General features: G+C 65.0%; 9 protein-coding genes. All 9 read right to left on the reverse strand.

The window, feature by feature from the left end:
- Positions 1-39: 39 nt before the first annotated feature.
- The 9 genes from Pla111_RS10610 to Pla111_RS10650 all read right to left on the reverse strand — a co-directional run bounded on the left by Pla111_RS10610 (position 40) and on the right by Pla111_RS10650 (position 11,597).
- Positions 40-1,053, reverse strand: a complete 1,014-nt coding sequence (locus tag Pla111_RS10610; protein ID WP_146574165.1) for a bile acid:sodium symporter — start codon at positions 1,051-1,053, stop codon at positions 40-42.
- The gene (locus Pla111_RS10615) at positions 1,050-3,215 is read right to left on the reverse strand and encodes a transglutaminase-like domain-containing protein (RefSeq protein WP_197524947.1); all 2,166 of its coding nucleotides are present in this window, start codon (positions 3,213-3,215) and stop codon (positions 1,050-1,052) included. Before Pla111_RS10615 ends, Pla111_RS10610 begins: the two co-directional genes overlap by 4 nt.
- A 61-nt stretch (positions 3,216-3,276) precedes the next feature.
- Positions 3,277-4,134, reverse strand: a complete 858-nt coding sequence (gene kdsA, locus Pla111_RS10620) for a 3-deoxy-8-phosphooctulonate synthase (protein WP_146574169.1) — start codon at positions 4,132-4,134, stop codon at positions 3,277-3,279.
- 488 nt (positions 4,135-4,622) lie between these two features.
- Positions 4,623-5,690 carry a peptidylprolyl isomerase gene (locus Pla111_RS10625; protein WP_146574171.1) on the reverse strand — a complete coding sequence of 356 codons (1,068 nt, stop codon included), beginning with the start codon at positions 5,688-5,690 and terminating at the stop codon, positions 4,623-4,625.
- Complete coding sequence (locus tag Pla111_RS10630) at positions 5,687-6,613, reverse strand: peptidylprolyl isomerase (protein ID WP_146574173.1); 927 nt, start codon at positions 6,611-6,613, stop codon at positions 5,687-5,689. The genes Pla111_RS10625 and Pla111_RS10630 overlap by 4 nt, the downstream gene beginning before the upstream one ends.
- A gap of 276 nt (positions 6,614-6,889) precedes the next feature.
- Positions 6,890-7,906: a hypothetical protein gene (locus tag Pla111_RS10635; RefSeq protein ID WP_146574175.1), complete on the reverse strand. Its 1,017-nt coding sequence runs from the start codon at positions 7,904-7,906 to the stop codon at positions 6,890-6,892.
- Positions 7,907-8,112: 206 nt separating this feature from the next.
- Positions 8,113-8,460 carry a hypothetical protein gene (locus tag Pla111_RS10640; RefSeq protein ID WP_146574177.1) on the reverse strand — a complete coding sequence of 116 codons (348 nt, stop codon included), beginning with the start codon at positions 8,458-8,460 and terminating at the stop codon, positions 8,113-8,115.
- Positions 8,460-10,835, reverse strand: coding sequence for a type II secretion system protein (locus tag Pla111_RS10645; protein ID WP_146574179.1), 2,376 nt, complete (start codon positions 10,833-10,835; stop codon positions 8,460-8,462). The genes Pla111_RS10640 and Pla111_RS10645 overlap by 1 nt, the downstream gene beginning before the upstream one ends.
- A gap of 114 nt (positions 10,836-10,949) precedes the next feature.
- Complete coding sequence (locus Pla111_RS10650; RefSeq protein ID WP_146574180.1) at positions 10,950-11,597, reverse strand: GDSL-type esterase/lipase family protein; 648 nt, start codon at positions 11,595-11,597, stop codon at positions 10,950-10,952.
- Positions 11,598-11,641: the final 44 nt, after the last annotated feature.

Genomic DNA, 11,641 nt, shown 5'->3' on the forward strand with positions numbered 1-11,641 from the left:
GCTTGAAGCTCCGTATCGTACGCCCCCTGGGGCCCCGGCTCAAGGCCCGGCACCAGTCCCTTCAGGGGGGGCTCCTCCCGGGCCGAACGGACGCCGTTCGATCAGCACCGCGTCGATCAGCAGCTGGGCCGCGTGGTACAGAATCATCGGCAGAATCGCCAATGCGGCTGCAAGCGGAGCCGCAGAAGCGGTCAGACCGATCGCCAGGTCGATCCCCACGGCCAGCGTTTTTTGGCTCCCGCCGAGGGCCGCTGCCAAGGCTTCGGCACGCTCTCCCCCCAGAGCCCGGCAGCATCGCCAGGCGGTCGCAAACAGCAGCAGATGCAGTCCCACCGAGGCTGCTAGCAGCGCCACGACACTCGTCATCGAGAGCCCCTTTCCGGCTATCGCCAGGAGTCCGCCGCAGCGGACGGCCCCCATCAGCACCAGGCTCAGCAGCCCGACCTGGGCCAACGCCCCGAGGACCGCCCGCTGGCGATCCAGACGCTCGCGAAGCGGCCTCGCACGCCGGAGAAGCTGGCCGAGCGCAATCGGAGCCACCACGATCGTTGCCAGCCGGACCACCAGCCGCCAGCCACCGGTGTCCACATCGCTGCCTAAGAGCAGATAGGCCCACGCGGGGATCGTCAGAAAGCAAGCCGCGTTGGTCGCCACCGTGATCGCCAGCGCGACGGCGTCGTTGCCGTGGCCACGCCGTGTCCAGACCGCGGCCGAAGCGAGCGTGGAAGGCGCGAGCGCGGCGATCACCAACCCCAGCCCCAAGCCTTCCGCTCCCAGCAGCGGCGTAATGGCCCAGGCCAGCGGGGGAGCAATCACCGCGTTGGTCGCAAAGCCGATGCCCGCCGCGAGCAGTGCCCCCGGACGGCGCAGGTTGGCCGCCAGGTCAATCGAAGCGGACATCGCCAGCACGACTGCGGCGACAATCGCCCCCCGCGGTGCGGTGTTCACAACGCTCTCGAACGTCGCGTGGCCGAGCGCTCCCCCCAGCAGCACTCCCCCTAGCGCAACGAGGAACCAATGCCGCCGCATTAGCGCTACGCCGGCACCGCTCACTTGGTTTCGTCCGCGTTCGCGGGGGCATTCGCGTTGGGAGCGCTGCCGTCGGCAGTTGCTTCCCGCAACCAACGTGCCCGTAATTGATCGCCGTGACGTTGGGCCGAAGCGGAGTCTCCCAGCGTTTCAGCGGCGGTAGCCGTCTCGCCCAACGCTTCGTACGCACGGGCGCGCGTATAGCGAATCGATTCGCGCAGCTCCTCGGCATCAGGGCCGATCAGCGCGCTATTACCAAGCCACGAGATCGCGTTACGGTAGTCGCCGCGCTCCAGCGCTGTCGTCGCAAGCCAATAGGTGGCGATCACTTTCGCTCGGCGATAGATATCGCGTTTCACGTCGGAGGAGACCGTCGCGATGAGCTTGTCCTTAGGCCGTAGGGTTCGATCCATAAAGCTCACCTGCGCGGCACGCAGATCGTCCTGGGGATCGGCAAGCACTTCTCCCTTGGGGGCCGCGTCTTCCTTAACGCCACGGAAGCTCAGAACCCGCCCTTTCCACAGGGGCGGACGCCACGCGAACGGCAGAAACTCCTTGATGTCGCGGTTGCGACGGCCCTGGTTCAGCTTGTGCTTAGCGCGGAGTGTCTCAAACGGGTGCTCCCACAGCTTGACGGCCAAAGACGGAGGCAATGCGGCCGAGACAGCCGCCGCGGTCTTCTCGAGATCCACGGTCAGCACCAGCGAGTCACGGCCCGAAAAGCGTTTCTCCAAGGCCGCGGCACGGCCGGTGAGCGCAAAGGGTTCGGCGACAAGCCATGCACTCGCATCAACTAGCGCCTCAGCCGTCACGGGGTACGGACTGTCGGGCAGATCAAAGCCGCGCAGGATCGAGGGCTCGGCGATCAGTTCCGCGAGCGAGGCATCAGCACGCGGCGAGCCGGGCTGACGACTAACAGGGAGGCCAAGCTGGGGATCAAACAGCACCGCTCGAACTCCTTCGACAACGCCCACGAGGGTTCGAGCGGTCGTGTCGTTGGTCTCCGTAACGGACAGCACAAAGGGGGTTAGTTCGGCCTGACGACACAGCAGGGCGAAGACCCAAGCCCGTTGTTCGGCCGACCCGCGACCGTGCAGCATCGCCTCCCAGGGCAAGTTGGGCGACGCCTCTGCTGACGGCATGAGTGCAACGTTACGCACCACCCAATCGAACAGTTCCGCGGCCTGATCCGCCGCCGAGGCACTGTTGCCACGCACCCGGCGGGCGATATCGCGACACCAAACCGCCTGCTGGATTTCGCGGCTCTCGTTCACGAGAAACGGTCCCTGGGCCAGCGCTGTGACGGTCAACAGATCGCTGATCGGGTCAGCCTGCTCCAGCGACGGCAACGTTTTCAGCCACCGCTTGATCTCGGCTTGGCGACCCTCGCTGACTCCGCCGCTCTGCCGCAGCCACTGATTGACGCGCTCATGGAGCTGCCGGAGTTCGGCTTCATCGGGGCTGGGCTGCCAGCCCACGGGAGGATCACGCCGCCGCGCATAGGCCGCCAGTTGGCTGCTGATCTGTTCCATCCGGTCGTCAACGTTGCGCCACACCTCCAAGCGGAACGGCGTGTCAACTTCCCTCGACAAGCCCCCCACGATCAGCAAATCGTTGTCACTCAGCACCTGTGCCACGCGGAACTCGAACGCTTCCATCACGACGATGTCGGCATCGCCCGCCTCGCGGAGACGATCCTGCGTCTCGCGGCCAATCCGAGCAAAGTACTTGATCGTGTCGTCGGGGCGGACATCCGCTGCTCGGAAGCGAGCGTTGCGACGCGGAACGCGCAATAGGTTCGCGGGGGCTTCGGGCGGGACACCGTCGGGCCGCACGATGACGGCCTCGATATCTTCCCCGTCGGTGCTCGACCGCGAATCGACGACCACCGTGGGGGGGGTTAGATCGAGCTGGACCGCCTCGGGCAGCGTTCGGAGCTGCGAAGCGATCGACTCGAGCAGCGCATCGGTTTGTGCCGCTTGGCGTTGACGGCTGCGGCGTTCCGCCGCGTCGCGCGATGCCGACTCGTCCGCACCGCCGCAGCCCATCAGGCCACCGCCGACGATCATGCCGCCCAACATCAACCGCAGCCAACCCCGCTTTGCTCCGACCGACCGAACCGCTCGGCTTGCGCTGGCGTGGCAATCAGGGGGGGCAAACGCACAATGCTTCAGAACGCTTCGCACAAGGGCTCTCATCTAGATCGGCACGTCGTACGGTCGCCGCGTTGCGGCCGCAACAGGGCTCTTATTGTACGCTCGCAACACTGCGGATGGCGATGAGCCGCTCGACAAGCGCCACCACTTCCGAAAGCGGAATCATGTTCGCGCCGTCGCTCGGCGAGCGGTCCGGGTCGGGGTGCGTTTCGAGAAACACTGCGTCGGCTCCCATCGCGACGGCGGCCTGCGCCAGCGGCGGAGCCATCGCGCGATTGCCACCGGTTGCCCCGCCGCCGGCCGCTCCGCCCGGCTGCTGCACGCTGTGCGTGGCGTCGTACACAACCGGCACGCCAAGCTCCTGCATCAGCGGGATGGCACAAAAATCGTTGACCAATCGGCCATAACCGAAAAAAGTGCCGCGCTCGCATAGCAGCACGTTTTCGCAGCCCGCCTCGCGAAGCTTACCCACCACGTGCTTCATCTCTGCGGGAGCCATGAATTGGCCCTTCTTGACGTTCACGGCCCGTCCGGTCTGAGCGGCCGCGACAAGCAGGTCGGTCTGACGCGCTAAAAAGGCGGGCACCTGCAACAACTGACACGCTTGCCCCACGGCGGCGGCCTGGGAGGGCTCGTGCAGATCGGTGGTGACGGGGAGCCCCGTTTCGGCGTGGACATCGGCCAAGATGCGCAGGCCCTCGTCGATGCCCGGACCGCGATAGGCCCCGAAGCTCGTGCGATTGGCCTTGTCGAACGATGCCTTGAAGACCAGCGACACGTCGAGCGGCTGCAAGCTTTTCACGAGCGTGTCCGCAATGCGGAGCGTCAGCTCTCGCGATTCGATCACGCACGGACCCGCGATCAACGTCAGCGGCTGCCGGGGCCCCACTTGGACGGCAGAAGCACCGGTTCCGATCGTGGCGGTTCGTTTCAAGGCTGCCGTGTCCATGGCGAAGTGGCCAACCGGGATCGCCGGGGCGGGGGGTTATCGTAACGGGGAGAGGAAAAACGGGGCCGAAAGAACCCCAGGCGAAACTAACAAGCACGGTTTCCTAAGGCGCCCGCGGCCGGAGATCAACTGCACGGCGTAGATCAGGTGTCTCATTCTGGAACGCGATGCGCCCCGCTCACTAATCGGCACGACGCGTCGTGCTGTTATGCGGCCTTCGTAGCAAACTAGCGCAGCATTCGTGCTCACCCTCCGCGCGAGCGGGAATCATCTCGATTTGAGACGCCGGCTTTTGCGAGAAAACAGGGCCTAAAGGCGGTCTCGAAACGAGACGGACGCCTGAGCCCCCGTCTGGCACGCAGCGTGCTTTAAGTGCTGACGGACTCGCGGGGCCTCGGATGATGGTGCTGCGGCGGCTTTCTTGCCCCTGGCCGCTTCAGTGTGTTGGTAAAAGCCGACTCATCCGAGGCCCGCGTTTTTTTTGGGCGCTATCGGCGTCCCCTAAGCCGGCCGGCAACGCTCCCCGCCAACAGCAGCACGCAGCTTGAAAGGCTCGCCGGCTCCGGAACCGCCAGCGCTGACGAGGCAAGCCAGGCGTCACGCCAGACCGTGTAGTCGGCCGTGTCGATCAGGCCATCTTGATTGCCATCGGCATCGAGCGACGTTGTCGAAGAGTAGGTCGTCCGCCACCAGAGATAGTCGGCCTGGGTCACGATGCCGTCTTGGTTGAAATCACCCGCAACCTGCGGCAGGAGCGTCCCCTGCCCCACGTTGGCTTGCCAGATCAGTCGATCATCGGCATCCACGTCGCGATCGCCGTCGGCGTCAGCCCTGAGATCAGCGACGCCATAGCTCCCCTGCCCGGCCTGCCAGACGAGCTCATCGGCGGCGTTAACGATGCCGTCGAGATTGAAATCGCCCGCTTGAAGCGAGATCTCAACCACCTCAGCGAGCACCACGGGGAACTGACCATTCACGAGCGGCATCGTCGCGAGGTAGGTGCCGGCGTATTGCGGGAAAGACACTTGCAGCTGGTTCTGATAGGGAACGGCCGAAAACCAATCAAACCCCGCGGTGATCTGTCCATAGACGGTGTAGGGACCCGGGTCGAAACCGGCCGCATTGTTCGTGACGTTGAAAAACCATTGGCTCGTCGCGCTGTCGGGGCTGGTCGAGCGTGCGGCGGCAAGGCTTCCCGGAGTGTTCGACAGGCCGTTGCTGGCGTTGAACTCGTTCTCGATCATCGGGAAGTCGGGCACCGGATCGTTCAACAGGTTCTGAACAAACAGGGGATCCGGCAGACGAAAACCTCCGCCCTGCACAAACCGAGCCGAGCCCGACTGCACACGATGCACATAAGTGTCATCGAAGAGACCGTCGTTCACGTACCGAAAGAAGTTGGCCACATGACGCGGAGAATCGTTGCCGTACAGCTCGACCTCGATCGCGCCGTAGTTCCAGTACATCCGTACTTTGTGCGTTGGCGTCGCAGCTGGAGCCGGCAAGACAAAGCTCAGCACAATCAGGGCGATGCCGCCCCCACGCACCACGTTCATCGGTTACCCCTTCGTCGCACACCAATCAGCAGGCCGAACAACCCGACCAGCGCAACCCCCGCGGGCTCGGGCACCGCAACCGCCATCAGCGGGCCTGTGAAGCTGTCGCGCCAGAGAGTGAAGTCCGCCAGATCAACGACGCCGTCTCCGTTGCCATCGGCTTCGGCGCGGGACGTCACGCCGTAATCAGCTTGCCAGACGGCAAGGTCCGCGTTGTCGACGTCGCCATCGCGGTCGTAGTCGCCCGGCAACAGGTTGAGCACGCTGACCGAGTTGATGAGCACGACGTTGTTGCCGCCAACGGGCGTGAAAGCGTTGTACTGGGCGGCCGTGTAGTTACGCATCGGTGCTTCGTTCCAAGCCCCCTGGAAGCCGAAGCGAGGAACCGCCGCGATCGCATCAACCACCTGCATCCCATTGCCCAACACGCGACCGAACGCGGTGAAGCCGCCGTTCTGGTTGTCGAGGTTGGCCGCGTTGTTGCCGAGGTTGAAGAACCACTGGTTGGTGGCGCTGTTCGGATCGCCGCCGATCTTGGCCATGGCGATCGTGCCCCGCAGGTTCGAGATGCCCGGCTCGTTGAGCACCGCGGTTTGCTGAAACACACGCGGATAATTATCGGGCTCGACCTGCGTGGTGCCGTTGTAGGTCCAGCCGCCCCCCTGGATCACAAAGCCCGGCGAGGTGCGATGAATCATCGTGTTGGTGTAATTGCCGCGCCCGACGTAGCCCAAGAAGTTATCGACCGTCAGCGGCGTGGCCGAGTCGTACAGCCGCACGTCGATCGCCCCCAAGACCGTATCGAAACGAACCAGCGTCGATGCGTCGGCACCGCTAGCAGCCCCGAGGCCGGTTGCCAGACAGGCAACAGCGATCGCGCCCGTCCAACGCCGCCGCGGGACGCCCCTGGTTGATGTGCTCATAGCCGACTGTTCCGTGGTTCGCTGCACAGCTTGGCCAACGCATCAAACCTGCGTGGCCAGCCGGGGGGGTGCCCTGCCGTTGCCTCTTCCCTCACCATTCTAAATGGCCTCACCAAAGCGGTCGACCATCTAGCTAACAAGATGGGACAGCAACCAAGGCCGGAAATCCGCGATAAGTCTCACGATCGGCACGGGTCCGCGGTGCGAGGCATTATCGGGCCGGCGATCCGCAACGTCCGCAGAAGCGAGCCCCACCACACAGACAGCGCTAAGTGGTCACTTCCGCTGCAGAGTCGCCTCGCCCTGGCCAGCGGTCCCTGTGATCCGCACCACCCCACGCGGCGTGGTCAGATCATCCAGCGAGGCGGCGTACTGCCATCCGTCGTCGGCTTGCCAGTCGAGCCCCTCCGCTGCGTACGACCCGGTAACCTCGCTTGTCTCGCCAGTTGTCATCGCAAACTGCCGACCACGCACCTCGCCCGCGCGGCTCAGATTGAGTTCAACAAGCTGCCGGGGAGATCCCTGAACACTTCCGACACGGAACACGCCCAACAGGAGCCACTGCTGATCTAGCGGTGCGGCGGCGACTTGATCCTCGTCCCCCAGCGGGCCCCCGGCGGGGGGATTTGCCGCGAGCCACGTTCTCACTTGCTCAGCGGTCCTCCGCGCGCCGGCGGTCTTGCCCCAGGCATTGGGGTGCTGTGCCGACCATTCTGCCGAAAACCGTTCGGGCGGGGGCCCCGCGGCAGCCTCCTCCTCGGCGCGATCTACCGGCTTGCGACGCTCTCGTGGCGGGCGTGGCGCGACGGGCCTTCGCTGCCGATCGGGTCGACCGACTTGCTCTTCCGCTACTGGCGGAGCATCGTTTGAGCTTGAAGACAGCGGATCGAAACCGCGCTGCACCCCTCCGCCGCTGCCGCGTTGACCACGCCAGTCGCGTCGATCACGCGGTGTGACCGGACTGCCGGTCGCCGGCAACGGGGCACCGGGGACCACCCCGAAACCGTTGGAAGGCCCGGTGTAGGAACGTCCTGTCTGGGGGAGCGGAACTCCGCTAGGCAAACCTGTCGCGGGGTTGCGTTGCGGCGTGCCGCTTGGCGGTTGGCCCTGCGGTCCCGCGGGCGCGAATCGATCCCACGACCGCCCGCCGCGCGGCGGCTGCCCGGCCTGATCGGACTTGCGCTTTCCCGCCTGATCGGACTTGCTCGTTTGTGCTTCGGCCAGCGTCATCACGCCGCCCAGCCCGAAGGCGGTCAGTGCGATAGCGGTCAGCGTCTTGGCAACAACGTTCATGGGCTTTCCTCACCGCCTGCGGGACCAACGCCGATACGCGGGCGTACTAAAGAGTTCGACGGCCTGCTCCTAGTTTAGCTCACGGCTGGGTACATTTTGCGGATTAGCCGCATTATTGACGGTTGCGCAGCTTAGGCACCCAACCATCACCGAGCAGATGGGTAGCGCCGGACTGGTCTGCTTCGGATCGCTCAGCAATCCGGTGCTCAAGATGCGAGAATCTCCAAACGCACGGTTTGGAGCACCTCGGGCGCGGCCCCGGTCAGCACGATCCGATTCGTGGTGAGCAGCCGTCCGGTAACCTCATAGCTGTGCGAGCTGGCCGCTGGGGGGACACGGCTGAGTGGCCCGTCTTTATGTGGCCCGTCGTTGAGCGGCTCGTCATTCAGCAAGGCCGCGGCAGCGGGCCCGTCCCACACCAAAAAAACCCGCTCCGCCGAGCCCAGGCCGGAGGGACGGTGGAAGATCCGTAGCTGTCGGCCCGTGCCATCCTCGCGCCAAGCTGAGCGAAGACGGATCGTGTGCCGCGCTGGTTCTTCGGGCGGCGTACGCATCACTCGGGCACGAACGACTCGCGGACAATCGACTCGCGGACCTGACGGCTGTCGCGTTCATAAACCCGCACCCGCACCTGCACGCCCCGTAGCGATGCATCGTAGGGGGGGCGTGTTTCGCGCTCACCCGAATCATCGGGTCCCAAGGCGGTAGCAAGCGCGTAAGCATCGGCGATCAAGCCCGCGTCGTTCGTATCAACGGGGTACATGCCCGGGCTCTCGAAGCCGTCGATACTCTCGTCGGTTTGGTTGTCCCGGTCTTCGTTCACACCGTTTTGCTCGTAGTGTTGGCTCCACGTGTCGTAGGTCGGGTAGAGCGTGTGCATGGCGGGCACGCCGGGCACGATCCGCGTAATCGCGAGTCCGTTGGCGGTCTCGTTGTTCGTCACTCCCGTGGCGACCCGCATCAGCCCATCGTCAAAGAACGGCAGTTGCGAGACAAAGCCCGACGCCGCGTAGCTGTCGCGGAAGAACAACCGGGGCGCGTGTCGCTGCGCGGGCACGATGCGGCCCGTATTGGCTCCCGTAAACTGTAAATGCGAAAGCCCGTAGCCCAGATCGACGTACGCCCCGCGACGCTCGAACTGATAAGGCACCGTCGCGGTCGCGGTGAGATCGCCTAACAAATTGGGGTTGGTCATGGCTGCGGTTGGCCATGTCGCGGCTAGATCCGCCCAAAAGGCCGCTTCCCAGGTGGGGTCTTCCGGCGTGAGCAGGCGATCGGCAACATTCGCCACGCGTGGCGAGCCGGTGTTGGAGCGCGTGGCCGAGTAGACCGGCACGCCCGGATCGTAGACCTTGAGATCGAACGACAGCGCGTCGGTCATCATCACATCGTCGCCCCGGCGTTCCCCTCCCAAGGGTGCTAGGCCACGTGTCACGTGCACCACCTGACCGTCTTCGTTGAGCACCGCCCGCGCCGTGGCGGGGGTGTCGGTGGGCCGCGTCAATCTCACCAGAGGACGCGCCGCATAGACCCTCGCAGAATTCAAGAGATCCGCGGCAACGTCGCCTGCAGCAGGCTCGTAGGCCACCACATAGTTCTGAGCCACGGGATCCGTCACCCCCCGAAAGCTGGCCGACTGTGTCGGCTGAGGGAGATCGCGATCAACTCGGAAATCGATCGTCACGTTCGGTGTCGAAGCAGGAAGCAATCCGGCTGATACCGCGGCGAACGGAAAGTAGCGATCGCGAGCGGGCGAGTTGCCGTTGCCCGCTGGGGGAATGAGCGTTTGCGGCTCAAAAACGTAGCCATGATGCTCGTAGCGATTCTCGCGTTTGGTGAGATCGCCCAGCGTGTTCGCACGAATCACCCAGCGGCCAAACCCGCTGCTCTCAGCCGAGTTGGGCAGCGTCGGGTCCCACTCGACACGAACCGAAAGGTCGTAGCGATCCTGGAAAGCAATGAGCGCTGCCAGGGCTAGCGAGATATCCGTACGATCGACATTGTTTCCCAGCACCCGCACGACCCCCGGGCCGGCAAGTCGTCCGCTAACCGTGTTCGGGTTCGCCGTCTCGATCCCGGCGGGGGTTACATCAATCCCGTAATCCAAGTCAGGAACGATCAGCAGCGCGCGGCGGTGGATCGTGCGGAAGCCCGGTTCGCCGAAAGCAAACGTCTCGGCACCGGCGCGCTCGGTGGGGTTCTCCAGGGCAAACCAAACAACCTCGGCAAGCGAAGACTCGACCTCCTCGCGGCCCCAGACGCCAAAGGCGGCGTTGGCCGGCGTGGATCCGTTGCGGGCCGGGATACGCCCCACGAACGGAGAGGTCTCGCTCCGCACCGTGAGCATGAGCGTATCGTCGGCGTCACCCAATCCGCGGCCGTCGGTTGGGGTGTCTTCGTCAAGGACTTCGTTCGAGCCGATCGCCAGCCCCGGGCCGTCTTCCCCCACGGCCCCTCCCAGATTGCTGCTGGGCAGGAACGACACGTTGAGGTCGATCCCCGGCAGCGTGCCGACCGGATCGGGCTCGGCTTCTGCGTCGGTGCTGTCCCAGAGCCAGACGCTCGGGTAGGCGTCGGTCTGCGGACCCTCGATCAGTTCGAGGTATCCCTCGTTGGCTTCGGGGCGACGCGAGGGGATCGCCGGGCAGGTAGCGCCCTCCAGGTCGCGCTGCAACTGCTCGCGTACCGCGCGAAGCTGGCCGCTCATTTCGAGCGTGGCCCGGCGACGTGTGACGCTTTGCGTGACGTTGGCAAAGACCGTGACGACGGCCGCCATCATCAGCAGCGTGATCGCCAATGCAACCAGCATCTCGACCAGCGTAAGGCCCCGCGAACGGCGAAGCCGGCCTGGCATCGCCGCCGCTTGCATCCCACCAAGAGGGCGGACAACGGTGCCGGCGGCCCGGACAATCAGCAAACGCTTAAGCAACGGAATCTCCTGAACACAGCCGGCTGAGGACACGCCGGCCCCGGGACAACCCAGGCAAAGCCCCCCTGAGGCACCCGGTCGCTCCTTCAATTGCAGCACGCCATAACAACCGAGTCAAGAAAGAGTTGCGTCTTCTCCGCTACGGCGTGCCTCGATCAGCGGCCGAATCGCCGCCAGGGCCACTTCGGCCATCTGCTCGGCAACCGCCGCAGTGGGGTGCAATCCGTCCGGAAAGGCTTCGCTCCGGTCCGCTAGGGGCGTGACAAAGTCGACGAGCTGCGTCCGCGTCTGCTCCGCCGCCGCCGTGATTGCGGGCCGAACCTCTTCAACCAGCGCCGTAAAATCGATCTCCGCGACCGGTGGAAAAACGGGGGGCGGCTGTGCCAGAAGCACCTCGCCCGGCGGCTCTGTCACCTGCCGAAAGTGCCTTACCAAGTCGGCCAGGTCGGCTCCCAAGGCACCGCGTGCCGCCGCGTTGGCAAACTGGGCATCGTTCGTGCCGAGCATGATCAGCGTGATTTGCGGCCGGAAGCGGCTGGCCGCGGTAAAGCTCGGGGTGCGCCAGTACGGCTCGTTGCCCGTTCTTGAGGCCGTGGCACCGCTGTAGCCAAAGTTCCTCACGCTAGCCCGGTAACCCAGCGCGTCCAGCCGACGCTGAAGCACGGCGGGATAGCAATTGGTGCGACGATTCGGCAGGCCACGACCAAACGTGACGCTGGCCCCCACGCAAGCGATTCGCAGCGGTTCTTGTTCGAAATCCATGTAACCAGATTAGGGGCCCGCAGGAGCTTGCCAACTGGTGTAGC

Origin of the sequence: Botrimarina hoheduenensis (assembly GCF_007859815.1) — a bacterium.
In the GTDB taxonomy this organism is placed as follows: Bacteria; Planctomycetota; Planctomycetia; order Pirellulales; family Lacipirellulaceae; genus Botrimarina; species Botrimarina hoheduenensis.

What these genes read in the sequence shown, in the direction of transcription:
- kdsA (WP_146574169.1), bottom strand. Translation starts at nt 4,134, where the DNA reads ATGGACACGGCAGCCTTGAAACGAACCGCCACGATCGGAACCGGTGCT.
- Pla111_RS10625 (WP_146574171.1), bottom strand. Translation starts at nt 5,690, where the DNA reads ATGAACGTGGTGCGTGGGGGCGGCATCGCCCTGATTGTGCTGAGCTTT.
- Pla111_RS10630 (WP_146574173.1), bottom strand. Translation starts at nt 6,613, where the DNA reads ATGAGCACATCAACCAGGGGCGTCCCGCGGCGGCGTTGGACGGGCGCG.
- Pla111_RS10635 (WP_146574175.1), bottom strand. Translation starts at nt 7,906, where the DNA reads ATGAACGTTGTTGCCAAGACGCTGACCGCTATCGCACTGACCGCCTTC.
- Pla111_RS10640 (WP_146574177.1), bottom strand. Translation starts at nt 8,460, where the DNA reads ATGCGTACGCCGCCCGAAGAACCAGCGCGGCACACGATCCGTCTTCGC.
- Pla111_RS10650 (WP_146574180.1), bottom strand. Translation starts at nt 11,597, where the DNA reads ATGGATTTCGAACAAGAACCGCTGCGAATCGCTTGCGTGGGGGCCAGC.